This window comes from Salmonella sp. NW1250, assembly GCF_051812965.1.
GTDB lineage: Bacteria > Pseudomonadota > Gammaproteobacteria > Enterobacterales > Enterobacteriaceae > Salmonella > Salmonella enterica.
In genome coordinates, this window is the sequence record NZ_JAMNDD010000005.1 from 225,605 (window position 1) to 249,262 (window position 23,658).

General features: G+C 49.9%; 27 protein-coding genes and 3 tRNA genes. 8 read left to right on the forward strand and 22 right to left on the reverse strand.

Annotation, left to right across the window (positions count from 1 at the left end; genetic code table 11):
• The first annotated feature begins 14 nt into the window (after positions 1-14).
• The gene (ftnA, locus tag NBA72_RS11055; RefSeq protein ID WP_000920618.1) at positions 15-512 is read left to right on the forward strand and encodes a non-heme ferritin; all 498 of its coding nucleotides are present in this window, start codon (positions 15-17) and stop codon (positions 510-512) included.
• A gap of 45 nt (positions 513-557) precedes the next feature.
• Here ftnA and NBA72_RS11060 read toward each other — a convergent pair whose 3' ends face one another.
• The gene (locus NBA72_RS11060; protein ID WP_000377238.1) at positions 558-797 is read right to left on the reverse strand and encodes a YecH family metal-binding protein; all 240 of its coding nucleotides are present in this window, start codon (positions 795-797) and stop codon (positions 558-560) included.
• Between the two features lie 226 nt (positions 798-1,023).
• Between NBA72_RS11060 and tyrP the strand changes: the two genes are divergently transcribed.
• On the forward strand, positions 1,024-2,235 hold the full coding sequence (gene tyrP, locus NBA72_RS11065) for a tyrosine transporter TyrP (protein ID WP_001562965.1): 1,212 nt from the start codon (positions 1,024-1,026) through the stop codon (positions 2,233-2,235).
• 74 nt (positions 2,236-2,309) lie between these two features.
• Here the strand turns inward: tyrP and NBA72_RS11070 are convergent, their stop codons facing one another.
• The 10 genes from NBA72_RS11070 to uvrY all read right to left on the reverse strand — a co-directional run bounded on the left by NBA72_RS11070 (position 2,310) and on the right by uvrY (position 9,529).
• Positions 2,310-2,975 (reverse strand): YecA/YgfB family protein, encoded by a 666-nt coding sequence (locus NBA72_RS11070; protein ID WP_000781521.1) that lies wholly within the window; start codon positions 2,973-2,975, stop codon positions 2,310-2,312.
• Positions 2,976-3,213: 238 nt separating this feature from the next.
• On the reverse strand, positions 3,214-3,540 hold the full coding sequence (locus NBA72_RS11075; RefSeq protein WP_000240837.1) for a glucose-6-phosphate dehydrogenase: 327 nt from the start codon (positions 3,538-3,540) through the stop codon (positions 3,214-3,216).
• A 212-nt stretch (positions 3,541-3,752) separates the two neighbouring features.
• A complete protein-coding gene (locus NBA72_RS11080) occupies positions 3,753-5,192 on the reverse strand; it encodes an SH3 domain-containing C40 family peptidase (RefSeq protein WP_077917567.1) in 1,440 nt (479 codons plus the stop codon).
• 213 nt (positions 5,193-5,405) lie between these two features.
• Positions 5,406-5,738, reverse strand: a complete 333-nt coding sequence (locus NBA72_RS11085; RefSeq protein ID WP_052324018.1) for a hypothetical protein — start codon at positions 5,736-5,738, stop codon at positions 5,406-5,408.
• 249 nt (positions 5,739-5,987) lie between these two features.
• Positions 5,988-6,074 (reverse strand) — tRNA-Leu (locus tag NBA72_RS11090).
• Between the two features lie 11 nt (positions 6,075-6,085).
• Positions 6,086-6,159, reverse strand: a tRNA-Cys gene (locus NBA72_RS11095).
• 52 nt (positions 6,160-6,211) lie between these two features.
• Positions 6,212-6,287: transfer RNA gene (locus NBA72_RS11100), tRNA-Gly, on the reverse strand.
• Between the two features lie 151 nt (positions 6,288-6,438).
• A complete protein-coding gene (gene pgsA, locus NBA72_RS11105) occupies positions 6,439-6,987 on the reverse strand; it encodes a CDP-diacylglycerol--glycerol-3-phosphate 3-phosphatidyltransferase (RefSeq protein ID WP_001160192.1) in 549 nt (182 codons plus the stop codon).
• Positions 6,988-7,043: 56 nt separating this feature from the next.
• On the reverse strand, positions 7,044-8,876 hold the full coding sequence (uvrC, locus tag NBA72_RS11110) for an excinuclease ABC subunit UvrC (RefSeq protein WP_001289468.1): 1,833 nt from the start codon (positions 8,874-8,876) through the stop codon (positions 7,044-7,046).
• Positions 8,873-9,529 carry a UvrY/SirA/GacA family response regulator transcription factor gene (gene uvrY, locus NBA72_RS11115; protein WP_000611323.1) on the reverse strand — a complete coding sequence of 219 codons (657 nt, stop codon included), beginning with the start codon at positions 9,527-9,529 and terminating at the stop codon, positions 8,873-8,875. The genes uvrC and uvrY overlap by 4 nt, the downstream gene beginning before the upstream one ends.
• Before the next feature lie 311 nt (positions 9,530-9,840).
• On the opposite strand from uvrY, the gene NBA72_RS11120 reads away from it, so the two are divergent.
• Both NBA72_RS11120 and NBA72_RS11125 read left to right on the forward strand, forming a co-directional pair.
• Positions 9,841-9,996, forward strand: a complete 156-nt coding sequence (locus NBA72_RS11120; protein ID WP_000546186.1) for a hypothetical protein — start codon at positions 9,841-9,843, stop codon at positions 9,994-9,996.
• A complete protein-coding gene (locus NBA72_RS11125) occupies positions 9,993-10,217 on the forward strand; it encodes a DUF2594 family protein (RefSeq protein WP_000106483.1) in 225 nt (74 codons plus the stop codon). Before NBA72_RS11120 ends, NBA72_RS11125 begins: the two co-directional genes overlap by 4 nt.
• Before the next feature lie 66 nt (positions 10,218-10,283).
• On the opposite strand, the gene sdiA is transcribed toward NBA72_RS11125, so the two are convergent.
• The 10 genes from sdiA to NBA72_RS11175 form a co-directional block, all read right to left on the reverse strand.
• Positions 10,284-11,006, reverse strand: a complete 723-nt coding sequence (gene sdiA / locus NBA72_RS11130) for a transcriptional regulator SdiA (protein WP_042949103.1) — start codon at positions 11,004-11,006, stop codon at positions 10,284-10,286.
• A gap of 233 nt (positions 11,007-11,239) precedes the next feature.
• Positions 11,240-11,992, reverse strand: coding sequence for an L-cystine ABC transporter ATP-binding protein TcyN (tcyN, locus tag NBA72_RS11135; RefSeq protein WP_001273033.1), 753 nt, complete (start codon positions 11,990-11,992; stop codon positions 11,240-11,242).
• A complete protein-coding gene (tcyL, locus tag NBA72_RS11140) occupies positions 11,989-12,657 on the reverse strand; it encodes a cystine ABC transporter permease (RefSeq protein WP_001158234.1) in 669 nt (222 codons plus the stop codon). The genes tcyN and tcyL overlap by 4 nt, the downstream gene beginning before the upstream one ends.
• A gap of 20 nt (positions 12,658-12,677) precedes the next feature.
• A complete protein-coding gene (gene dcyD / locus NBA72_RS11145; RefSeq protein WP_001128188.1) occupies positions 12,678-13,664 on the reverse strand; it encodes a D-cysteine desulfhydrase in 987 nt (328 codons plus the stop codon).
• 153 nt (positions 13,665-13,817) lie between these two features.
• Positions 13,818-14,618 carry a cystine ABC transporter substrate-binding protein gene (tcyJ, locus tag NBA72_RS11150; protein ID WP_000761634.1) on the reverse strand — a complete coding sequence of 267 codons (801 nt, stop codon included), beginning with the start codon at positions 14,616-14,618 and terminating at the stop codon, positions 13,818-13,820.
• Between the two features lie 146 nt (positions 14,619-14,764).
• The gene (fliZ, locus tag NBA72_RS11155) at positions 14,765-15,316 is read right to left on the reverse strand and encodes a flagella biosynthesis regulatory protein FliZ (protein ID WP_000218080.1); all 552 of its coding nucleotides are present in this window, start codon (positions 15,314-15,316) and stop codon (positions 14,765-14,767) included.
• Positions 15,317-15,374: 58 nt separating this feature from the next.
• Positions 15,375-16,094, reverse strand: coding sequence for an RNA polymerase sigma factor FliA (locus NBA72_RS11160; protein ID WP_001087453.1), 720 nt, complete (start codon positions 16,092-16,094; stop codon positions 15,375-15,377).
• A 196-nt stretch (positions 16,095-16,290) separates the two neighbouring features.
• Positions 16,291-17,496, reverse strand: coding sequence for a flagellin lysine-N-methylase (fliB, locus tag NBA72_RS11165; RefSeq protein ID WP_042949096.1), 1,206 nt, complete (start codon positions 17,494-17,496; stop codon positions 16,291-16,293).
• 78 nt (positions 17,497-17,574) lie between these two features.
• Positions 17,575-19,092: a flagellin N-terminal helical domain-containing protein gene (locus NBA72_RS11170; RefSeq protein ID WP_023253743.1), complete on the reverse strand. Its 1,518-nt coding sequence runs from the start codon at positions 19,090-19,092 to the stop codon at positions 17,575-17,577.
• A 17-nt stretch (positions 19,093-19,109) separates the two neighbouring features.
• Positions 19,110-19,349, reverse strand: a complete 240-nt coding sequence (locus NBA72_RS11175) for a hypothetical protein (protein WP_042949093.1) — start codon at positions 19,347-19,349, stop codon at positions 19,110-19,112.
• Between NBA72_RS11175 and fliD the strand changes: the two genes are divergently transcribed.
• From fliD to amyA, 4 genes are all read left to right on the forward strand, one after another.
• A complete protein-coding gene (gene fliD, locus NBA72_RS11180) occupies positions 19,348-20,754 on the forward strand; it encodes a flagellar filament capping protein FliD (protein ID WP_023137969.1) in 1,407 nt (468 codons plus the stop codon). The two genes, NBA72_RS11175 and fliD, sit on opposite strands and share 2 nt — an antisense overlap.
• 14 nt (positions 20,755-20,768) lie before the next feature.
• A complete protein-coding gene (gene fliS, locus NBA72_RS11185) occupies positions 20,769-21,176 on the forward strand; it encodes a flagellar export chaperone FliS (protein ID WP_000287764.1) in 408 nt (135 codons plus the stop codon).
• Positions 21,176-21,544, forward strand: coding sequence for a flagella biosynthesis regulatory protein FliT (gene fliT / locus NBA72_RS11190; RefSeq protein ID WP_000204899.1), 369 nt, complete (start codon positions 21,176-21,178; stop codon positions 21,542-21,544). The genes fliS and fliT overlap by 1 nt, the downstream gene beginning before the upstream one ends.
• A gap of 71 nt (positions 21,545-21,615) precedes the next feature.
• On the forward strand, positions 21,616-23,100 hold the full coding sequence (amyA, locus tag NBA72_RS11195; RefSeq protein WP_042949088.1) for an alpha-amylase: 1,485 nt from the start codon (positions 21,616-21,618) through the stop codon (positions 23,098-23,100).
• A 39-nt stretch (positions 23,101-23,139) separates the two neighbouring features.
• Here amyA and yedD read toward each other — a convergent pair whose 3' ends face one another.
• Complete coding sequence (gene yedD, locus NBA72_RS11200) at positions 23,140-23,553, reverse strand: lipoprotein YedD (RefSeq protein ID WP_000754694.1); 414 nt, start codon at positions 23,551-23,553, stop codon at positions 23,140-23,142.
• Between the last annotated feature and the right edge of the window lie 105 nt (positions 23,554-23,658).

The window sequence follows — 23,658 nt, forward strand, 5'->3', positions numbered from 1 at the left end:
TGTGGAGCGGAACCATGCTGAAAACAGAAATGATCGACAAACTGAATGAGCAAATGAATCTGGAGTTGTACTCCTCCCTGCTCTATCAACAAATGAGCGCGTGGTGTAGCTATCACAGTTTTGAAGGCGCGGCCGCATTTCTTCGTCGCCATGCGCAAGAAGAGATGACGCATATGCAGCGCCTGTTTGACTACCTTACCGATACCGGAAGCCTGCCGCGCATTAATACCGTTTCTTCGCCCTTCGCTGAGTACACCTCACTGGATGAGCTGTTCCGCGCGACCTATGAGCATGAGCAGATTATTACGCAAAAAATTAATGAACTGGCTCATGCCGCAATGACCAGCCAGGATTATCCGACATTTAATTTCTTGCAGTGGTATGTGGCCGAGCAGCATGAAGAAGAAAAATTATTCAAATCTATTATTGATAAATTAACGCTGGCGGGAAAAAGCGGCGAAGGGCTTTATTTCATTGATAAAGAACTCTCCACCCTGGATACGCAAAATTAATCCAACACGTCCTTACACGGTGAGACGCGCTCTCACCGTGGCGTATTAATGGCGGCAGATTTTACTCTCATGCGTTGAAAAACCGTCCTCCACGGCAATAAACTTTCCTTTCGCCGCCAGAAACGCGACCAGTTCCGCCGCCGTCATATCTGACGCTGAACAGGTGTGAAATCGTGCCCGCTCGCCAAAGCGCGCTTTTATTGCCGCCTCCAGCGAGGTATGCGTGTACTGCTCGCCAGACTCAATCATCATGTTGAGCACTTCGTGACCGTGAATGGAATCCATAACCCCTCCTGAATAAAACTCGTAGCCTAATGTGTCCGTGTGCGAGCGACTTTGCGCTAGCGCAGGTTTGCGGCGGTTGTCCGCGTCTCCTCCCATATTCGCTTTTATGTCCGTAACTGTAAATTTTACAGTACACCTATTGTAACGACCATTTGACGAAAATAGCGTAATGCCTTACCCTGCGCCGCGGATATCACCGTTCTTTGTTACCGGGGTAGTAGAAAGCGTGAAAAACAGAACTCTGGGCAGTATTTTTATCGTGGCAGGCACCACTATCGGCGCCGGGATGTTGGCAATGCCGCTGGCAGCGGCTGGCGTTGGTTTCAGCGTCACGCTGGGATTGTTGATTGGCCTGTGGGCGCTGATGTGTTATACCGCGCTACTATTACTGGAGGTATATCAACACGTTCCGGCGGATACCGGGCTGGGCTCGTTGGCAAAACGCTATCTTGGACGTTACGGACAGTGGCTTACGGGATTCAGTATGATGTTCTTAATGTATGCGCTCACTGCCGCCTACATTTCCGGAGCCGGAGAATTACTGGCATCCAGTATTAATAACTGGCTTGGCGCCACGCTCTCGCCCGCTGCCGGGGTGCTGCTGTTCACCTTTGTTGCCGGTGGGGTGGTGTGTGTGGGCACCTCGCTGGTCGACCTTTTTAACCGCTTCCTGTTTAGCGCAAAGATCATTTTTCTGGTCATCATGCTTGCGTTGCTCACGCCACATATTCATAAAGTAAATCTTCTTACGCTTCCTTTACAGCAGGGGCTGGCGTTATCCGCCATACCGGTCATTTTCACCTCGTTTGGTTTTCACGGAAGCGTACCGAGTATTGTGAGTTATATGAACGGCAACATTCGCCGGCTGCGTTGGGTCTTTATGACGGGTAGCGCCATTCCGCTAGTGGCCTATATTTTTTGGCAGCTCGCCACGCTGGGAAGTATCGACTCGCCGACATTCAGAGGGCTACTGGCCAGCCATGCCGGGTTAAATGGCCTGCTGCAGGCACTCAGAGAAGTGGTCGCTTCGCCACATGTCGAACTGGCGGTCCACCTGTTCGCCGATCTGGCGCTGGCGACCTCTTTTCTGGGCGTAGCGCTAGGATTATTTGATTACCTGGCCGATCTATTCCAGCGCCGCAGTACGGTGTCCGGGCGTCTGCAAACCGGGCTGATTACCTTTCTGCCGCCGCTGGCGTTTGCGCTTTTCTACCCGCGCGGATTTGTGATGGCATTAGGCTATGCCGGCGTAGCGCTGGCAGTGCTGGCACTGCTCATCCCAGCTATGCTGGTCTGGCAATGCCGTAAACAGAGCCCTCAGGCGGGATATCGTGTGGCAGGCGGCACCCCAGCGCTGGCGCTGGTGTTTATCTGCGGCATTGTCGTGATTGGCGTCCAGTTTTCGATCGCACTGGGGTTCCTGCCCGATCCAGGTTAATGTCAGGCAAAGATTACCGGGCCCGGACGCCGTCCAGGCACGATAATCATCACGCTATGGCCGTTTACGAGCCATTAATGCAGGCAGCACTGCTTAAATTTTTTGCCGCTCCCGCATGGACAAGGATCGTTACGCCCCACTTTCACCTCTGCTTTTATCGGCATCTGTAGCGGCGTCGTGTGCGGATGCGCCATCCACCAGGCATGAAGCTCAAGCGCCGCGATACGGATAGCGTCAACGCTTTTATCGAACGCTTCCGGGCTCATTTTATCCAACAGCGCAAAGTTTTCTTCCGTGCCGTGTAAGGCAATCGCTTCCAGCGCCGGTTTTAGCGTATCCGGCAAGTCAGACCAGTCGGACAGCGACACTCCGCGCATGTAACCAAAGCACCATTCTTCAACAATCGTTAATTCATGGCCATCAACTTCTCGCAGGCCAAACAGCGGCTCGAACTGTTCTGGATAGTCTTCAAGCCGGGCGGCTGTGTCCGCCATGTGCTGGAACACCAGATCCATAAATCGCGTCATTTCTTTTTCAGATGTCCAGCGCGGTACGTACGCGGGTCCCCCCCATATCGCGACCAGCCACTGTTCCGGCTCGATGGGGCGCGGAGAGCTTAGTACCGCAGTAATCAGACCGTCCAGCTCCGCGACATCCAAAATGGCCTGATCGGTATTGTATTTCGTCAGCACATCATCCAGCCATTCCAGCTCGTTCTCGTTTAATGGTTCCATTTTCATAACGCTTTTCCTCAGTGATGACTTCCGCCTGTAGGCCTCTTACATTGCAGCGGATAAAAATAATTTTTTTGCAGGCAGTTTGGATGGCAACCATCAGGAGCCAGATTAACACGAAATGAGGAGGATTCCGGAAGTTAACGCACAAAAGGAGGATCAGGGCGCAGATTTTCCGCCAGGAAGCACTCGCCCCACACAAAAGCGAGAGATGGGTTTCTCGCTATATTATACTCATGCTAACTTATACCACCGCCGCGGACAGATAAAACCGCCCTCTCAAATAGAGCTTATTTTCAGTAAAAAAGTGTTTAATGAGTTCGTCTACCGCTTCTCTGTCAGCAGAAAAGGTTATTTCCATAAACAGCGTATCGTACCCTATTTTGATATTTTTTTTCTTACAGTAAACACGGATCTCATCCTGCACACTCAGCAACGGCAGGCTAAATGTGTATAGCGGTTGCGGTTCTTTTTTCGCCGCTTTCTCAAAAACTTTAGTGACCAGATCCCCAAGATCGCGCTCTGACCGGGCACCGTTATTAAAATGCAATAAATTACGTCTTTTTACCACCCAGCCTCCAGCCAGATACCGCCAACAATAACTCTCACTTCAATGTGTGAGGCACATAATCACATCCAGAATCAGCTCCAGATAGTATTTCAAATAAACAGCCCGCACTATAGCTCATACTTTTTTCAGACACAGTTTACAGGGATACTCTCTTTATATCCACGCGCACGGTTGCCTTAATCATGTCTTCCGCGATAACACAGTTTGTCAACCTATTCTATATAACCAAGCTTAAACAGAACCTTACCAGCCAGCGATATCAGCTCAGGATTTTCAGGATAAAAACGCAGTAACGGCAAAAATACTGCCTCACCGATAATGCTCCGGCTATTAGCATGGTTTGGGCGCAATCCCCAGATATTCTGATAAGTCATCGGTACGACCTGCCCATTCATGGTTGTGTTACCGATATACAGCATAATATGCCCTGGAATATAGACCAGCGTAGTAAACGGTTTTCCGTATCTGGTGAGATAATCGATCCGCATTTGGGGACTTTTATGACTAAGATCGACCACCCGTCCAGCAGCCTCTACCTGCGCGGATGAATGTCTGGGCAGGAATATGCCAAACGGCATTAACAGGCTGCGGACTTCGGCTGAACAATCATTATAAAAGTTAAAATCTCCCCAACCGTAGGGGGCGCCGTGCATTGCTTTCATTAGCACGGCGATATTTTCCGGCGCCATTTTCCACGGCATAGCCGTAAACTCGTTACCGCTTAGCCAGACCCAATGGATAAACGCACGACCATTGCTGTCGCGAACTGGCGCCGCAATCAGGAACTGGCCCGCCCGTTGATGTCGGAACGGTAAAATAGTGCCCGGTCGCCCGGTGAAATAATAGACGCCTGCGGCATGGACAGAAACCGGCGCGTTGATAAATGCCCCCAGTTGCTTATGAGCAAGCAAAACCCACTGTGTTATAAATTTCTGATCCGTACTGGCAATATCTTCACTATGAACCCAGCCAGTTACCGCTGGTGAAACGACATATTGCCAGCGTTGGTCTTTGCTCTTAGTCAGCGTATAGACCGGCGTACCGGGACGCAGCGAAGACATTTGTAAATTATCAAACGGATACCCCTCGCCCGCCTGACGGGGATCGTTAAAGAGCGGGTCGTCCGTTGGCAGCGCTCTGACTAAACTTTCTCTGACCATAATGCCTCGCCGGGAGGCATGATAGATATTGTCAATCTGCGTATCCGTATTCCCTCTAACCTCCTCTTTCCAGCGAGAGGTATAAAGTCTGAAGTTTTCCCCCCAATAAGCACTGCCGTCGCTAAGAAACTGCTTAATACTGGCATCCCGGGCCTGTGCTGCGTTTTTTTTCAGCAATGCGGTAATATAAAAATCATTCCACGGCGAGTGCGTTTCACTGTCCATTCCGAAATAATGAGATTTTAGTGCGTTAAAGTAGCGTTGTTGGGTAGCACTATCAATAACCGGAATAGTGTAATCAGCCGAGTCCGGAGGTATCCATTTATCAACCGACTGTGAATAATCCGCTAACGGAAAGCGTGTTTTTGTCGGGTCAATATAGCTCCCTGTGAGAATTTCATCTTTGGCTGTTGATCGGTTGGTCGTCTGGTGGCAAGCGGTGAGGCACAATGGTATCAATAAAACGGCCCAGGTTTTCTTTTGCATCATCATCTCCGTAAAGCGGGGAAAGCATAATATAGAGACTGACCAAAACCGCCATTCACGAAAACCCGAAATTATCTGTAGTTGACCTGTTATTAAGACAATATTGCAAAACGTGATTAAAGCATGAAGCGGATCACATTACCTAGTGATGAATATTAGTTCGCTATCTACCTTTAATTAAATTGTGCAGAAAACACCCCTGAACAGTTATATACTCGTTTAATTTGCATAAATACTCCACTGGCCCGCCCCTGTTTTTTTCAGACAATACATACTGTAGCGCGTCAGTTCTACTTTTTTTATATACTCTGCAAAGTCATTTTCATCGACGTAGCCAATAAAATTACGCGCATCACATGTCGAAGAGGAAAGCTCACCGGGAAGAGAGTAGGTTACGATTGCACTCTCAGGCTCATACAAAATAAAAAAAAGTAAAAAAACGCAACCTACAATCCCAATATTAATGAAGCTAATAAATAATTTTGCATTATCGGTATATTTCACTGGCAGACCTACTCTCTTTAATAAAGCAGGCATAAAACATATCAGCATTTTTTATAGAGATTAATGGATTTTATCGGCTGATTTACCCGACGTTTAGTATTTACCAGCCATAAGTTCTTGCGGGTCGGTAGCACATAACTGCTGTACTGGCAGAAATGCCGCTACCGATGTTTTTTACTGTGTATCGCGCTGGAAAGTTCACGCTCGCGGTCGGCATACAAACTGAAGGCACAAAAAAACCACCCGTAGGTGGTTTCACGACACTGCTTATTGCTTTGATTATTCTTGTCTTTCCCATGGTACCCGGAGCGGGACTTGAACCCGCACAGCGCGAACGCCGAGGGATTTTAAATCCCTTGTGTCTACCGATTCCACCATCCGGGCTCGGGAAAAATTGGAGGCGCGTTCCGGAGTCGAACCGGACTAGACGGATTTGCAATCCGCTACATAACCGCTTTGTTAACGCGCCAAATTTTTTTGGCTTTTCAGCCAGCATCCGCTTTACGCCAATGCTTTTAAACTGGAGCGGGAAACGAGACTCGAACTCGCGACCCCGACCTTGGCAAGGTCGTGCTCTACCAACTGAGCTATTCCCGCAGTATCAAGCAACTTTGTTAATCACTTGATTTTGTTATCGTCTGGCAATCAGTGCTGCCGTTCGATGCGTTGCATTCTACTTACCTGACGCACTGAGTCAACGATATTTTTCGTCACTCACGATCGTTTGCTGAAATTTGCGGCGAAACGATCACTGATCAAGCAAATCTCCGCGTGCAGCGCTCAAATATTGCAACATGGACCACAACGTTAGCACCGCTGCGACAAAGAAAAGCGCGATCCCGGCATACTCTACCCAGATATTCGGACGCCACAAGAGCCACGCCAGCGCCACCATCTGCGCGGTAGTTTTGACTTTACCGATCCAGGAGACCGCTACACTACTGCGTTTGCCCAGCTCCGCCATCCATTCACGCAGAGCAGAGATAATAATTTCGCGGGCTATCATCGTCGCCGCAGGTAACGTCACCCACCAGCTATGATAATGCTCGGTGACCAGCACCATGGCGATCGCCACCAGCACCTTGTCGGCGACGGGGTCGAGGAAAGCGCCGAAACGCGTACTCTGGTTCCAGCGTCGCGCCAGAAAGCCGTCAAACCAGTCGGTAATAGCGGCAATACAGAAAATCAGCGCGCTGACCATCGGCGCCCAGGCGAACGGCAAATAAAACACCACGACAAAGAATGGAATCAGGATGACGCGAAACAGCGTGAGCAACGTAGGGATATTAAATTGCATAGTGACGGGTAACTATCTGTTGTCAGTGAAATTACCCCTATGTTGCTACAGTGGCCTCAATGTTTCAACGACCAGAAGATCTTTTCTGCCAGACCTTGCGAAATACCCGGCACTTTTGCAATTTCTTCTACGCTGGCGTTACGTAGCCCTTGCAAACCGCCCATATATTTCAGCAGCATCTGGCGACGTTTAGGCCCAACGCCTTCAATAGTTTCCAGCGTACTGGTATTTTTAACCTTCGCGCGTTTTTTACGGTGCCCGCCGATCGCGTGATCGTGCGACTCATCGCGAATATGTTGAATAACATGCAGCGCCGGCGAGTCCGGCGGCAGGCTAAACCCCTCGCCTTCCGGTTCAAAAAAGAGTGTTTCCAGACCGGCCTTTCTGTCCGCGCCTTTGGCGACACCGAGCAGCAAAGGGCGATGCTTATCCCAGGGGACATCCAGCTCAGCGAAAACGGCTTTCGCCTGGGCGAGCTGCCCTTTTCCGCCGTCGATCAGAATAACGTCCGGAATCTTACTTTCTTCTATGGCCTTGCCATAACGCCGGCGTAGCACCTGATTCATCGCCGCGTAGTCATCACCCGGCGTGATGCCCGCGATATTATAACGACGATACTCGGCGCGTAACGGCCCGTTAGCGTCAAATACCACACAGGATGCGACCGTTTGCTCCCCCATGGTATGGCTGATGTCAAAACATTCCATCCGCTTGATCGCAGGAAGTTTTAATACCGCCGCCAGCGCAGTCAAACGCTGCGTGATGGTGGACTGCTGCGAGAGTTTAGTGATTAAGGCCGTTGCCGCGTTGGTCCGCGCCAGCTTGAGATAACGGGCGCGATCGCCGCGCGGTTTTGTCTGGACATGAATACGCCGTCCGGCAAGTTCCGACAACGAATCGGCCAGCAGCGTTTTATCGCTAAGATTAAAATCGAGCAGTATCTCGCCCGGTAGCGTGCGCATCTGGCTACCCTGCAGGTAAAACTGCCCGACAAAGGTTTCCACCACTTCGCCCAGTTCCGTACCGCCAGGTACTTTTGGAAAATAGCTGCGGCTGCCCAGCACCTTACCCTGGCGAATAAACAGCACATGCACACAGGCCATACCCGCATCAAAAGCCACGCCGATAACGTCGAGATCGTCGCCCGCATTGGAGACAAACTGTCTCTCCGTGACCCGGCGTACCGCCTGGATCTGATCGCGAATACGCGCCGCCTCTTCAAATGCCAAATCCTGGCTGGCCTTTTCCATCCGGGCAATCAGTTGTGTTAAGACCTGGTCGTCCTTGCCGGACAAAAACAACCGGACATACTCCACCTGTTGCGCATACTCCTCCTCGCTGACCAGTCCTGCAACGCAGGGGCCTAAGCAGCGGCCAATCTGGTATTGCAGGCAAGGACGCGAGCGGTTGCGATACACGCTGTTTTCGCACTGGCGGATAGGGAAAATTTTCTGTAACAGCGCCAGCGTTTCCCGCACGGCATAGCCATTAGGAAATGGGCCGAAGTACTCGCCTTTCGCATGTTTGGCGCCACGGTGCATCGCCAGACGCGGATGGGTATCGCCGCTCAGAAAAATAAAAGGATAGGATTTATCATCACGCAACAACACGTTGTAACGCGGTTGGTACAACTTGATGTAATTATGCTCAAGCAGCAGCGCTTCCGTTTCGGTATGCGTTACCGTGACATCAATGTGTTGAATTTGCGCAACTAGCGCTTCGGTTTTACGCGAAGCCAGGTTGCTGCGAAAGTAGCTGGAAAGACGCTTTTTCAGGTCTTTTGCTTTACCGACATAAATAACCGTACCGCCGGCGTCATACATACGATAGACACCGGGTTGGCTGGTAACGGTTTTCAAAAATGCCTTTGCGTCAAATATTTCACTCACTGGCTTGTTAACGTCTCCGCATTACACAGGCCATGGCGGATTGCCAGGTGAGTCAGCTCAACATCACCATGAATGTTTAATTTACTGAACATGCGATAGCGATAGCTGTTCACCGTTTTAGGACTGAGATTCAGCTGTTCTGAAATCTCATTGACCTTCTGACCCTTGGTGATCATCAGCATAATCTGCAACTCGCGTTCAGACAAACTGGCGAACGGCGTTTCCGTTTTTGCAGGCTCGATCTGACTGAGCGCCATCTGCTGAGCGATATCGGAGGCGATATAACGTTGTCCGGAATACACCGAACGGATAGCGCTCACCACCTCCTGAGGCGCAGCGCCTTTGCTGAGATAGCCAGCTGCGCCAGCCTGCATCACTTTGGCGGGCAACGGGTTCTCCGTATGGACGGTCAGCATGATCACTTTGATATCCGCTGTCGATCGGGCAATTTTACGCGTCGCCTCAAGGCCGCCAATACCGGGCATGTTCATATCCATCAGCACGACGTCAACGGCGTTAGTACGGCACCATTTTACCGCATCCTCTCCGCAGCACGCTTCACCGACAACTTTAATGCCCTTTATATCTTCAAGAATGCGTCGTATCCCTGCGCGCACCAGTTCGTGGTCATCAACAAGAAGAACGTTGATCAAAGGAATATCTCCAGAATAGGGATAACGCTACTGATAGTTAATCGCCCTTATATTAGCTGGTTTTATCTCAACTTTGAAACGTAAAAAAACACCGGGTATTCGATTTTGCTCTCGTTTTTGGAAATTATGTTGTACGTCGTGTGGCAACTGCCAACGTTGTAGCCCCTTCTGACGGCGCTGTCCCGGGCTGCTATTTCATAATGGTGACAAAAATTTCACGTTCCGCTGTCTAAACACTAATTAGGGAATCAACTTTGTAACAATAATTAACGAGTAAAATACGCGTAATAAACAAAGAATGAAGAAAATATATGCATCACGCGGCAACGTTTATTTTGTGGGTAACCCCTCCGCTTTTTGATCAAAAAACAACCACTGCTATTTTTAGCGTAGCTTATGGTATACTCCGCCGCCTTAACATCTGCTATCGCACATTTTCACTGAAACATAACGAGGAAAATAAATGAGTACGCCTGATTTTTCCACCGCTGAGAATAATCAAGAACTGGCTACTGAAGTCAACTGCCTGAAAGCCATGTTAACGCTGATGCTGCAGGCGATGGGCCAGGCCGATGCAGGGCGCGTGATTCTTAAAATGGAAAAACAGATCGCGCAGATGGATGATGAAGCACAAGCGGCGGTATTTTCCAGTACGGTTAAGCAAATTAAACAGGCTTACCGCCAGTAGTAAAAAACCGGCTGTTAGCATCGCTTTCAGCCGGTTTCGCGTCTGGCGCGAAGCATCGTCAGCACGTCATATCAGACCTGTCGCCGCAGCGTAGCAGGCAATCTGTGTTTTATTTGGCGCATTGAATTTCTTCTGCATGTTTTTCTGATGGAAGTTAACGGTATTTTCAGAAATCGACAGAATAATGGCGATCTCCGATGAGGTCTTCCCTTCCGCCGTCCACTTCAGAATCTCTTTCTCACGTTTACTGAAACGCATCTCAGGCGCCATCACCATGTCGTCTTCAAATCTTGTCAGCGCCGAAAGACTCTCCCGCGCCAGCAGTTGCAACCTCAGCTCCACTTCATCGTAGGTAAACGAGGAGCAGCGTAAACTGCTACGAGAGAAAGATAAAAAGCCCAGCGCCCGGTTCGGCAACATCACACACTGGGTTACGCCTCTGCGTAATCCGAAACGCTGGGCGGCATCCCACATCGCCTGCGCTTCATGAAATAGCACGTCATCCCAATGTAAATGACCCTGTCTGAAATTTTCCGGCTTTAATACTGGATCGATCGCGAAATAGTTTTCGGACTGATAATGCGTTACCCACGCCGGAGGATAAGTGGTACGAAGCGATATTTTAGGCCGGGTAAAGGGGACGGGATGACGAACACACAGGGCATAATAATCAAATTCCAGCCGCTGTGTCTGATATTGCAATTCAGTATAAACATCCTCTGCTGTCGCCATCTCCTGAAAGCGTAACAACATTGCGCGTCGCCAGGTGAAGAAATCATTTTCCTGCATATTTTATGGTCACGCCTTTGATATTGATAATCATTATTATGAATAGCTTAAATTAACACATAAATAGTATTTATATATAAGAAATATCGGACGAAACGTAGAATACTTGAGCGGCATTACAGTTTTTTTGGCTTCCGCCAGAGAGCGAGGTTAATAATCTGGCAGAATGACTTCATAATTATTCATTGCGCTCGCCCGAGGCGCGGCTAATTCGGGCGAGCGTTGAAAAGGTATTATTTCACTAAAAATTTCTCAAGGAACTGGCGGGTACGCGGATGCTGAGGGTCGGCGAACAAGGTTTTCGCCGGCCCCTGCTCGACGATTTGCCCCTGATCCATAAATATTGCCCGGTCAGCCACGTCACGCGCAAAGCCCATTTCGTGAGTAACGATCACCATCGTGCGCTTTTCCTGCGCCAGCTGGCGAATCGTATTAAGCACCTCGCCGACTAATTCAGGATCAAGCGCCGACGTGGGCTCATCAAACAGAATCACTTCCGGGCGCATCGCCAGCGCGCGCGCAATCGCTACGCGCTGCTGTTGCCCGCCCGACAGGCGGCGCGGATAACGGGTCTCTTTACCGGCCAACCCGACTTTGGCTAACAGTTCCCGCGCCAGCGCCGTCGCCTCGGCTTTCGGCTCTCCCTTTACAATCACCGGACCTTCAATGATATTTTCCAGCACGGTACGATGCGGGAACAGGTTAAAACTCTGAAAGACAAAGCCGACATGCTGACGTAGCTGGCGAATCAACCCTTTTTGCTGGCTGAATGGGCGGGCGGTATCGATGATAATATCGCCCACTTTAATGGTGCCCGCTTCCGGTTGTTCCAGCAGGTTAATGCAGCGTAATAACGTTGTCTTCCCTGAGCCGCTCGGGCCGATAATGGCGACGACTTCTCCGGGCTTTACCTCAAGGTCGATACCGTGCAGCACCGTTTGACCATGAAATTTTTTGACCAGGTTGGTGACTTCGATCGCACTCATTTTGGCTCTCTCTCCTGGCGGTTAAGCTGGTTTTCAAAATAGTTTTGCAGTGCCGATAAGACGGTCGCCATTACCCAGTAGATTAACGACGCGGCCAGATACATGGTAAACACCTCCAGCGTTCGCGAGGTAATTAACTGCGCCTGGCGGAACAACTCCGGCACCTGAATCGTCGCGGCGAGCGACGTATCTTTCACCAGGCTGATAAAGCTGTTGCTCAACGGCGGAAGCGCGACGCGAGCCGCCTGCGGCAAAATAGCGCGACGTAGCGTTTGCCACGGCGTCATGCCAATGCTCGCCGCCGCTTCCCATTGTCCCTTGTCGATAGCCGAGATCGCCGCACGCAGCGTCTCGGACGTATAAGCCGCGGTGTTGAGCGATAAACCAATCATCGCCGCCGGGATAGGGTCCAGCTCAATCCCAAATTGCGGCAGGCCGTAATAGATCATAAATAACTGGGCGATAAGCGGCGTACCGCGAAAAATCGAGATATAAAAGCGCGCCAGCCAGCGAACCAGCCATAGCGGAGACATCCGCATCAGCGCCAGCACAAATCCCAGCAGCAGACCAAAAAACATACCGCCAATACTCAGTTGCAGGGTAAAGACGGCGCCTTTAAGCAAATACGGCAGCGATTCAATAACCAGTTGGATACTTTCTTGCATTCGCGTTGATTACCTGGAGGTTATACATGAGGATGGTAGGCAAACAGCGCAGGCGCCCCACCGGTGTGAATAAAGAGAATCGGCCCGTCATCGTTAAAGCGTTTCTGGCTGATGCCGTCTATCAGACCCGCCATCGCTTTGCCGGTATATACCGGATCCAGCAACACCCCCTCCAGGCTCGCCAGCAGTTTCACCGCCTCCATCCCCGCGTCATTTGGCACGCCGTAACCCGGGGCAAAATAGTCATCCCATAAATGGATATCCGCCGTCGCCGTCAGCGCCAGCTGACCGGCAATAGCCTGCTGCAAGGCAATCACTTTGGGTTTCTGCTCGGCGACAGAACGTGAAACGGTCACGCCAATCAGTTCGACATCCGGCATCAGATGTTCCAGCCCGACAGCTAACCCGGCGTGCGTTCCGGCGCTGCCGGAGGCCACCACCACCGAAGAGAGCCCGACGACCTCTTCACACTGCTGGGCGATTTCCAGGGCGCTCTCTACGTATCCCATTGCCCCCAGCGCGCTGGAGCCGCCGACCGGAATCACATAGGGCCTGAACCCTTGCGCTTCAATGCGCGTCGCCAGCGTTTGCAGCTGCGCATCCGGATCGGTTAGCGCATCGCACATCTCAATTTGCGTATTAAATAAATCCAGTAACAGGCGATTACCATTCGTCAGGTAATTTTCCGCGGTGGTACCGATTGGATTTTCCAGCAAGGCGACGCAATGTAGTCCCAATTTGGCCGCGACCGCCGCCGTCTGACGGACATGGTTCGACTGAATCGCCCCTGCGGTTATCAGCGTATCCGCCCCTTCTCGCAGCGCGTCGGCCACCAGAAACTCCAGCTTGCGCAGTTTATTGCCGCCCATTGCAATGGGCGTAACGTCATCGCGCTTAATGTAAATCTCACGGCCAAGATAATCAGACAATCGCGGCAGGTATTCGAGCGGGGTCGGCGCGCCGATAAGCTCCAGGCGAGGGAAGCGCGTTAAGTGATGTAGTGGCATTGAGCCTCCGGTAACGTTGTGGTGTGTTCTTTTTATTATGCACGTTGATCTAACGGAAATAAAAAAGGCGCCGATTCACGCGCCTCCGTTTGCTGACATAGTATGAGGTTGATATTGCCCGGCGGCGCACTGCCTGCCGGGCAACGTAGAGCATTATTGGGTCACGTCAGCGCCAAACCATTTTTCAGAGAGCGCTTTTAAGGTGCCATCTTTTTGCATTTCCGCAATGGCGTTATCTACCGCCTTCAGCAAGTCTTCGTTGCCTTTACGTAACGCAACGCCGGACTCCTGACGCGAAAACGCATCACCGGTGACGGCCAGCGTACCTTTGGTTTTTTTCACCAGATCCAGCGCCGCCAGACGATCGACTAAAATCGCGTCAATACGGCCTACGCGCAGATCCTGATATTTTGTAGGATCATCGTCATAGGTACGGATATCCACGCCCTGCACATGTTGACGTAGCCACTCTTCATAGTTAGTCCCCAGCCCAACGCCGACTTTTTTGCCCTGCAGATCGGCAGCCGTTTTGATCGTGCCTTCATTGCCTTTTTTCACCAGCGCCTGAACGCCGGAGACAGTATAAGGCGTAGAGAAATCATATTTTTTCTTGCGGACGTCTGAAATCGTGACCTGGTTTATCACCACATCAATGCGTTTAGCGTCCAGCGACGCCAGTATTCCGTCCCATTTGGTCGGCTTCAACGACGCTTTAACGCCCAGATGTTTTGCCAACGCCTCGGCGAAATCGACTTCAAAACCGGTTAATTTGCCGTCTTCGCCCTGAAAACTAAACGGCGGATAGGTACCTTCCAGCCCTACCAGCAGCGTGCCACGTTCTTTAACTTTGTTCAGCAAACCCTCATCGGCAAAGCTCTTCGCGCTCATTCCCGCCACCAGCGCTACAGCCATTACTCCCATCAGTGCCTGACGTCCCAGCAGTGCTAATTTCATAGTAACCCCGAATATTGCCGTTAATGACCATAGACTGTGTCCCGCCATGGCGCATCGTCACGTCTCGCGAACCTTTGGGGGACTCAGCCTAATGTAGAAGGTTTGCCACGTTTCACCAACACGACTCTGCTACATCTTATGCTTTTTTAATATATATCAGAACTGGCGGTAAAGGGGGATTTCTGTCTGGGCGCAATCTGCTGATGCGCTTTATATTGCTGGTATTTACGTAGTGCGATACGGTAATTATTGGTGCTGGTTTCCGGCAACCATGGCGCCAGGCTTTCATCGAGAAAACCGTCCTGCAGCAGATCGTGGGAAATGTTTTGCTCGCTGAGGTAATTGCCAAGACGTCGTAAACGCACGACATATTCCCGCACCGTGCCATGGCTCATCTCGGTTTGTTCAAACAAATACTGTTTGAAACCGATAATATCGAAAAAATCACTCTGCTTTTTGCAGTGCAAATCGCCGCAAAAGCGACACAGCGCCACCCACTCCTTCTGCTCCCGCTGCCAGGCAGCGTCGTCAAGTAGCATATCCAGCTGTGAAATAGCGATTTTATTAACGATCTTGCCACGGCGAACCAGCGTAATGCGGTCGAGCAATTTGTGACAATGCGCGCAATGCGTCTGGCTGTGTTTAAAGTCTTTAAGATAGCGGCTCAAGGGCCGCCTTTTAGGTTGCTGCACCGTCATGAGAACTCCTGGTAGTCTATACGTTGTGCGGCACTTTTCGGGTGCGATCATGCGCTACCTATAACTTACCCAGTTTGGTGCGTAATCGTTTGATGGCCTGACTATGCAACTGGCTGACCCGCGATTCGCCGACTTCCAGTACCGCGCCAATCTCTTTGAGGTTGAGCTCTTCCTGGTAATACAGCGTTAACACCAGTTGCTCGCGTTCCGGCAGCGATTCAATCGCGTCCATTACCCGCTGTCGCAGGTCGCCCTCCAGCAGTTGATGTAACGGGTTTTCCTGTTGATGTTCTTCAGTCACCAGTTCGATGCTATCGCCATGCTCTTCCCGCCACTCATCGTAAGAGAAAAGTTGGCTGTTGTTGGTATCGAGCAACATCTGACGATACTCCGCAACAGGAATGCCAAGACGTTCCGCCACTTCGGTTTCCGTCGCATTACGCCCCAGTTCCTGCTCCAGTTGTCCCATCGCCTGCGCCACTTCGCGGGCATTACGCCGGACGCTACGCGGCACCCAATCGCGGCTGCGTAATTCATCCAGCATCGCCCCACGAATACGCTGCACTGCGTAAGTGGTAAATGCCGTTCCTTGCAAAGCGTCATATCGGTCGACCGCATTTAATAACCCGATGCCGCCCGCTTGTAGCAGATCGTCCAGTTCCACGCTCGCCGGCAATCGCACCTGCAGGCGCAATGCTTCGTGACGCACCAGCGGTACATAACGCTGCCACAGCGAGTGTTTATCCATTACACCTTCAGCGGTATACAGTGAATTCACGATAAACAGCCCTGCGTTAAATGAGTTATCGGCATGATTATCCGTTTCTACAGAGGGTTCTATCGAAGGAATAAGGCTATAAAAGAAGGGTTATTTCACTTATGTAACCTGTAGCGCCTTTTTAGCGGCTCAAAGAGCAGAATAAAATCAGCCAGATAGAATAAACGGGATGCGCAAAAGCCCACCCCGAACAAAACTATGTCAGAAGATGAATCATCGACAGATCGTCGCCAGTACGCACCGTTTCTATATGGCGATGAAAATTCTTCGCCACCTCGCTGTTATGCTGGCTGCGGGAGTGAAAACTATACACAATATTAGTAACGTCATCCCACTCAAGCCGCCCGCGCTCATGCACGCTGGCTGCCGTTAATAGCTTAATAAAGGCATATTCCGCCACGATAATATACAGCGCGCGTAACGGGTCGACATTCGGCTGGTTGGGGAAATTATTTTCCCAAATTTTATAGAGAATTAAATTTCTGAAGGCCCAGTTCTTCTGCTGCTCATCCGTCTGTAAACAGCGCGCTAATGAGGACTCAATATCGCTAACCTTCTGCTCCATTGAAACGCCCTCTTCCGCCGTCAGCACCCGCAGAAGACACTGGATATAGTGATCGAGGACATAGCTTCCTCTGCTCGGTGGGAGCGCCCTGAAATAATCCTGCATCAACAGTACCAGGGATGTTTTGAATTTCTTATCCGGCGTAATATTAGCGAGTTCCTGAGTTAACGAACCGGACTGCAGCTGGGAAACTAACGTGCCATACACTTGCTCAATCTCCCCTAATGCAGCGTCATCAATCCGGGGAAACTTCTGCACATACATTACAAACTTGATCAACGCGTATAATGCCGCATCCGGATTGTTGGCAGCATGGTTAATCAAACTCAGGCAAAACAAGTTAAGTAGTTTTTGCTGTGGGGAGAATAGCGGCGCGGTATTGTACTTCTGCTGAATGATCGCCTTTTCATTGAGTGTTACCGCATCGGGGTCGTTTAAAAGATGGGCTGTCACTTCCGGGCAGGCAAGGCTTAGAGAATGTCGTACCTCGTTTTTATAAGTATGGAACACCCGCGGAAACGTAGTGCAGGTATAACTTAATGCTTTAGCTCCCAGTGTTTTTTGTACCCTGCACAGACGATCGTCATCCAGATAAGGGCAGCTGCCTGTCCCAGATGGTAATTTAATCTCCCCCCAGTTATTTGGGTCTTTCTTTAAAAGAATAATACTATTTTTGGCAATCTCTCTGATGGTTACATCCTTGCTGGTAAGGTACTTTTTGACCGTCGTCTTATCCAGCGTGATTTTCCAGCCCTTACAACAGTGGTCGCGGCAGGCCGAGCCAGAACAGGAAAAGCGGGTGACAAAGGCAGGTTCAGTGACGGTGATTTCTTTCATTACACAGGCTCCGGAATTAAAAAAGGCAGCTTTCGCTGCCTTGATTGTGTACCACGTGTCGGTGAATCAATCGCCGGATTAACGCAGTAAAGAGAGGACGTTTTGCGGAACCTGGTTAGCCTGCGCCAGAACGGAAGTACCAGCCTGCTGCAGAATCTGCGCTTTAGACATATTAGAAACTTCCGTTGCATAGTCAGCATCTTCGATACGGCTACGCGCGGAGTTCAGATTGGTTACCGTATTGCCAAGGTTGGTAATGGCTGAATCAAAACGGTTTTGAATTGCCCCCAGAGAAGAACGAACTGCGTCCACTTTTGACAATGCAGAATCAATTGAAGCCAGTGGGTTAGCGGTACTTTTCTTAGCAGCGGCAGCGTCTTCATTGATTAATGTACTAACGCCAGAAGCTGTTTTGTCAATAAACATGGTTTTGCCTGCTAAGGTGACCTTATCACCCGTGGCGTTAGCAGTATATTCAGCCCCATTTACTGTAATTTTACTTTCGCCTTTAACAGCATTGTTTGCTTCCAAATCAGAAAGTTTCGCACTCTCGTTTTTGGTTTTATCATCAAAAGTAAACTGACCGTTCACTACAGATGTAAAAACATTTTTGCTTGATTGTAAGGTAGCAGCATCAACATTCGCCGCACCACCGGTAATATCAGCGACAGTTAACGTAACTTTTTCACCATTGATGGTAGTAGAAACCTTACCATTACCGTCATTACCAGTTTTTGTATCAATAGTAAAAGTCACGCCTTTATAATCAAAGGTATCTCCTTCCTTACCACCCTTAATGGCACCAGCTATCGCTTTGGCTTCAGCGGTACCAGCAGTAGATTTAGTGGTCTTAAAGAGGTCAACCGCAGTGTTATTTTCCGCATCGTCAGTTGTTAACTGACCGTTTGCTGCATTTACATATACTTTATTCGGTGCTGCTGCATCAGTCACTACAGCACCGGAATTAATATCTACACGATATTTATCGGCACCCGCTGCATAGGTGTCGTAACCCGTAACATTCTTGAAGCTGGACTTCAGATCACCCACTGTCGCTTCTTTTGGCCCATTAACATTGAACCCATCAAGGCCAAGGCTTTTCACATCAATTTTTTGCAGATCGATGGTAATGGTTTCACCATCGTTAGCACCAACCTGGATTTTCATCTGGTTGTCCTGAGACAGGACTTTAACACCGTTAAATTGAGTCTGATTAGAAACGCGATCGATTTCTTCCAGACGTTGCTGAATTTCATCCTGGATAGATTTCAGATCGGAATCAGAGTTAGTCCCGTTAGTGGCCTGAACAGACAACTCACGCACACGCTGCAGGTTGTTGTTGATTTCATTCAGCGCACCTTCAGTGGTCTGCGCAATAGAAATGCCGTCGTTAGCGTTACGGGAAGCCTGAGTCAGACCTTTGATATTAGAAGTGAAGCGGTTAGCAATCGCCTGACCTGCCGCATCGTCTTTCGCGCTGTTGATACGCAGACCAGAGGACAGACGCTCAATAGCGGAACTCAGTGAGGACTGAGATTTGTTCAGGTTATTCTGGGTCAACAGCGACAGGCTGTTTGTATTAATGACTTGTGCCATGATCTTTTCCTTATCAATTACAACTTGATGTTATTGGGCTGTTGCCCACGGTTTCTCACCGTAACCCTTGTATCGGCACCTGAATTTCGAACTTTAGAAAATTTTTCACTTCCCCCGATCTTTTTCTTAGCCTGCGAAATAGCCGCTTTATGCATCATTATTCCACGCATTATTTTTGCAAAATTATCATTAAACTTTACCTCCAGATTGCCGATAACGCGTTTAACTACTGTTTGCAATCGAAAGGAAGATGGCATGGCTTCAATTTCATCATTAGGTGTAGGGTCAAACTTACCTCTGGATTCACTGCTGACTAAACTGACCAACGCTGAAAAAGGACGCTTAACGCCGATCACACAGCAGCAGAGCGCTAATACGGCCCGTCTAACGGCATACGGTACTTTAAAAAGTGCACTGGAGAAGTTTCAAACAGCAAACACGGCGTTAAATAAAGCCGATCTGTTTAAAAGTACGAATGTCACCAGCAGTACAGAAGACCTGAAAGTCTCGACGGAAGCTGGGGCCGCACCTGGAACTTATGTGGTTAGCGTAACTCAGTTAGCACAAGCACAATCTTTGAGTACAGCAACCAAAATTACATCTACCAAAGAAGTGCTGGGAGATACCACATCTGACAGCCGTACCATAAAAATTGAACAGAAAGGCCGTAAAGAACCACTTGAAATCAAGCTCACTAAAGATCAAACCTCTTTAGAGGGTATCCGTGACGCCATTAATGATGCTGACAGTGGTATTTCCGCCAGTATCGTTAAAGTTAAAGAAGGCGATTATCAGCTTGTACTGACCGCAGATAGTGGCACGGATAATCAAATGACTATCTCTGTGGAAGGCGATAGCAAACTCAGCGATCTGTTGTCCTATGATAGTAATACTGGCACGGGCAAAATGAAGCAACTGGTTGCTGCAGATAATGCTTTGTTAACCGTTAACGGCATTGATATTGAGCGACCGAGTAATAAAATCACTGACGCTCCACAAGGCGTGACGCTTGAACTAACCAAAGAAGTAAAAGATGCCCGTATTACCGTCACAAAAGATAATGAAAAGGCGACCGAAGCCGTCAAAGGTTGGGTTGATGCCTACAACTCACTGCTTGATACCTTTAGTTCATTAACAAAATATACAGAGGTTGATCCAGGGGCTGAAGAACAGGACAAAAACAACGGTGCACTACTTGGAGATACCGTGGTGCGAACGATTCAAACTGGAATCCGCGCTCAGTTCGCTAATGGTGCAAGTACAGGTACATTTAAAACCCTGAATGAAATTGGTATTACTTCTGATGGTACCACCGGAAAACTAAAAATTGATGATACCAAGCTTAAAAAAGCGCTGGATGAAAATACCGCTTCTGTACGTGAGCTGCTGGTAGGTGATGGTAAAGAAACGGGGATCACCACCAAAATTGCCACCGAAGTGAAAGGTTATCTGGCCGATGACGGCATTATTGACAGCGCCCAGGACAGTATTAACGCCACGCTGAAAAAGCTGACTAAGCAATATCTGACCGTCAGCAGTAGCATTGACGACACCGTTGCCCGTTACAAGGCCCAGTTTACCCAACTGGATACCATGATGAGTAAGCTGAATAACACCAGTACTTATTTGACCCAGCAATTTAATGCTATGAACAAGTCCTGATAACAGAGGTTACCATGTACACCGCGAGCGGTATCAAAGCTTATGCGCAAGTCAGCGTGGAAAGCGCCGTGATGAGCGCCAGCCCGCATCAGTTGATTGAAATGTTGTTTGATGGCGCGAATAGCGCTCTGGTGCGCGCTCGCCTGTTTTTAGAACAAGGCGATGTTGTCGCGAAAGGTGAAGCGTTAAGCAAAGCCATCAATATTATCGATAACGGGCTGAAAGCCGGCCTCGATCAGGAAAAAGGCGGTGAGATTGCGACGAATCTTTCCGAGCTATACGACTATATGATTCGCCGTTTACTGCAGGCTAATTTGCGTAACGACGCTCAGGCCATCGAAGAAGTGGAAGGGTTACTCAGCAATATTGCAGAAGCCTGGAAACAGATTTCACCGAAAGCATCTTTCCAGGAGTCTCGTTAATGACCTCAACCGTGGAGTTTATCAACCGTTGGCAGCGTATTGCGCTGCTCAGTCAATCGCTGCTTGAACTTGCGCAGCGAGGTGAATGGGATCTCTTATTGCAACAAGAGGTCTCCTATCTGCAAAGTATTGAAACGGTGATGGAAAAGCAAACTCCACCGGGCATTACGCGAAGTATTCAGGATATGGTCGCCGGATACATCAAACAAACGCTGGATAATGAGCAGCTCCTGAAAGGGCTGCTGCAACAGCGACTGGATGAACTGAGTAGTTTGATCGGACAATCCACCCGCCAAAAATCACTCAACAACGCTTATGGCCGTCTTTCCGGTATGTTACTCGTGCCAGACGCGCCTGGCGCCTCATAATATTTTCCCGTCTCGTATGAAAATTCTTCCATACTCCAGAGGTCGGCTAAACGACTTCTGGAGCACGGAAGATGAAAAACCCCACGTTATTGCAGTACTTCCACTGGTATTATCCCGACGGCGGTAAACTCTGGTCTGAGCTGGCGGAACGTGCTGATGGGCTGAATGATATCGGTATCAATATGGTCTGGCTACCGCCCGCCTGTAAAGGCGCCTCCGGCGGCTATTCCGTAGGCTATGATAGCTACGACCTGTTTGACCTCGGCGAATTTGACCAAAAAGGAACTATCGCGACAAAGTACGGCGATAAACGCCAGTTACTGACGGCGATAGACGCGCTCAAAAAAAATAATATTGCGGTGCTGCTCGACGTCGTCGTGAACCACAAAATGGGCGCAGACGAAAAAGAACGTATTCGCGTTCAGCGCGTGAATCAGGATGACCGCACGCAAATCGATGACAACATCATTGAATGCGAAGGCTGGACGCGCTACACCTTCCCTGCCCGCGCGGGCCAGTATTCCAACTTTATTTGGGACTATCACTGTTTCAGCGGCATTGATCACATCGAGAATCCCGACGAAGACGGCATTTTTAAGATCGTCAATGACTATACCGGCGATGGCTGGAACGATCAGGTTGATGATGAGCTGGGTAATTTCGACTATCTGATGGGTGAAAATATCGATTTTCGCAATCACGCGGTTACGGAAGAGATTAAACATTGGGCCCGTTGGGTCATGGAACAAACCCACTGTGACGGCTTTCGCCTGGACGCGGTAAAACATATACCCGCTTGGTTTTATAAAGAATGGATTGAGCATGTACAGGCGGTTGCGCCAAAACCGCTGTTTATTGTCGCAGAATACTGGTCGCATGAAGTGGATAAACTGCAAACGTACATCGATCAGGTCGACGGGAAAACCATGCTGTTCGACGCGCCGTTGCAGATGAAATTTCATGAAGCCTCGCGCCAGGGCGCGGAGTATGACATGCGCCACATTTTCACCGGCACGCTGGTAGAAGCCGACCCTTTTCATGCGGTGACGCTGGTCGCTAACCACGATACACAACCGTTACAGGCGCTGGAAGCGCCGGTAGAACCCTGGTTCAAACCATTGGCCTATGCGCTGATCCTGCTGCGTGAAAACGGCGTGCCGTCGGTGTTTTATCCCGATTTATACGGCGCCAGCTATGAGGATAGCGGCGAAAATGGCGAGACCTGTCGGGTCGACATGCCGGTGATTAACCAACTGGATCGGCTGATCCTCGCTCGTCAGCGTTTTGCGCACGGTATACAAACTCTCTTTTTCGATCATCCTAACTGTATCGCCTTTAGTCGCAGCGGTACTGAAGAGAATCCGGGCTGTGTGGTTGTACTTTCCAATGGCGACGACGGTGAAAAAACCCTCCTGCTCGGCGACAATTACGCTAACAAGACCTGGCGTGATTTTCTGGGAAACCGCAATGAGCATGTTGTAACTAATGATCAAGGCGAAGCGACGTTCTTCTGCAACGCAGGCAGCGTCAGCGTGTGGGTCATTGAGGACATGTGATGAGCGTTCCCGGCGGCAGAGCGCTGCCGGGAAGCGAAATTACGGCAGCGGCGTCGGCAGCGGCGTTTTTTCTAACGCGGCGGCGCACTCCGGCGTCGGACGAGCGACCCGTTGCAGTGTCATGCCATCATATTCCAGGGTATTCCCGTCGCGCTCAATCTCATAGAGCTCACGCTTAACCGTAACATTGGTTAAGTCATCGGAGAGCATGGTCAGCTTGCCCGGCAGAGCAATAACGCGCTGCCACTGGCGGCAGTCCAGCGTATCGCCTTCTTTAGTCACTACCAGGCTGGCGATAGCTTCAGGGCTCACCAGCTTACGTTGCGGGCCTTTTGACTGCCAGTACCCTTCCAGACCGGCCGGCGCGGGCGTTTTCACCACATCATTATAGTTTTCCACCTCGGCGCATCCGGCCAGAACCAGCAATGCGCCAACGATCGCTACTTTTTTCATCATTCATCCTGCATCAGAAGAAAGAAGAATTGTGGCATTAAAGCCCTGACGCCGCCAGCCTTTCCAGGCGCTGGCCGCAATTTGATCCAGTCGGTATTACCGCTT

What these genes read in the sequence shown, in the direction of transcription:
- ftnA (WP_000920618.1), top strand. Translation starts at nt 15, where the DNA reads ATGCTGAAAACAGAAATGATCGACAAACTGAATGAGCAAATGAATCTG.
- NBA72_RS11060 (WP_000377238.1), bottom strand. Translation starts at nt 797, where the DNA reads ATGGATTCCATTCACGGTCACGAAGTGCTCAACATGATGATTGAGTCT.
- NBA72_RS11070 (WP_000781521.1), bottom strand. Translation starts at nt 2,975, where the DNA reads ATGAAAATGGAACCATTAAACGAGAACGAGCTGGAATGGCTGGATGAT.
- NBA72_RS11080 (WP_077917567.1), bottom strand. Translation starts at nt 5,192, where the DNA reads ATGATGATGCAAAAGAAAACCTGGGCCGTTTTATTGATACCATTGTGC.
- NBA72_RS11085 (WP_052324018.1), bottom strand. Translation starts at nt 5,738, where the DNA reads ATGCTGATATGTTTTATGCCTGCTTTATTAAAGAGAGTAGGTCTGCCA.
- pgsA (WP_001160192.1), bottom strand. Translation starts at nt 6,987, where the DNA reads ATGCAATTTAATATCCCTACGTTGCTCACGCTGTTTCGCGTCATCCTG.
- NBA72_RS11120 (WP_000546186.1), top strand. Translation starts at nt 9,841, where the DNA reads ATGCATCACGCGGCAACGTTTATTTTGTGGGTAACCCCTCCGCTTTTT.
- NBA72_RS11125 (WP_000106483.1), top strand. Translation starts at nt 9,993, where the DNA reads ATGAGTACGCCTGATTTTTCCACCGCTGAGAATAATCAAGAACTGGCT.
- sdiA (WP_042949103.1), bottom strand. Translation starts at nt 11,006, where the DNA reads ATGCAGGAAAATGATTTCTTCACCTGGCGACGCGCAATGTTGTTACGC.
- tcyN (WP_001273033.1), bottom strand. Translation starts at nt 11,992, where the DNA reads ATGAGTGCGATCGAAGTCACCAACCTGGTCAAAAAATTTCATGGTCAA.
- tcyL (WP_001158234.1), bottom strand. Translation starts at nt 12,657, where the DNA reads ATGCAAGAAAGTATCCAACTGGTTATTGAATCGCTGCCGTATTTGCTT.
- dcyD (WP_001128188.1), bottom strand. Translation starts at nt 13,664, where the DNA reads ATGCCACTACATCACTTAACGCGCTTCCCTCGCCTGGAGCTTATCGGC.
- tcyJ (WP_000761634.1), bottom strand. Translation starts at nt 14,618, where the DNA reads ATGAAATTAGCACTGCTGGGACGTCAGGCACTGATGGGAGTAATGGCT.
- fliZ (WP_000218080.1), bottom strand. Translation starts at nt 15,316, where the DNA reads ATGACGGTGCAGCAACCTAAAAGGCGGCCCTTGAGCCGCTATCTTAAA.
- fliB (WP_042949096.1), bottom strand. Translation starts at nt 17,496, where the DNA reads ATGAAAGAAATCACCGTCACTGAACCTGCCTTTGTCACCCGCTTTTCC.
- NBA72_RS11170 (WP_023253743.1), bottom strand. Translation starts at nt 19,092, where the DNA reads ATGGCACAAGTCATTAATACAAACAGCCTGTCGCTGTTGACCCAGAAT.
- fliD (WP_023137969.1), top strand. Translation starts at nt 19,348, where the DNA reads ATGGCTTCAATTTCATCATTAGGTGTAGGGTCAAACTTACCTCTGGAT.
- NBA72_RS11175 (WP_042949093.1), bottom strand. Translation starts at nt 19,349, where the DNA reads ATGCCATCTTCCTTTCGATTGCAAACAGTAGTTAAACGCGTTATCGGC.
- fliS (WP_000287764.1), top strand. Translation starts at nt 20,769, where the DNA reads ATGTACACCGCGAGCGGTATCAAAGCTTATGCGCAAGTCAGCGTGGAA.
- fliT (WP_000204899.1), top strand. Translation starts at nt 21,176, where the DNA reads ATGACCTCAACCGTGGAGTTTATCAACCGTTGGCAGCGTATTGCGCTG.
- amyA (WP_042949088.1), top strand. Translation starts at nt 21,616, where the DNA reads ATGAAAAACCCCACGTTATTGCAGTACTTCCACTGGTATTATCCCGAC.
- yedD (WP_000754694.1), bottom strand. Translation starts at nt 23,553, where the DNA reads ATGAAAAAAGTAGCGATCGTTGGCGCATTGCTGGTTCTGGCCGGATGC.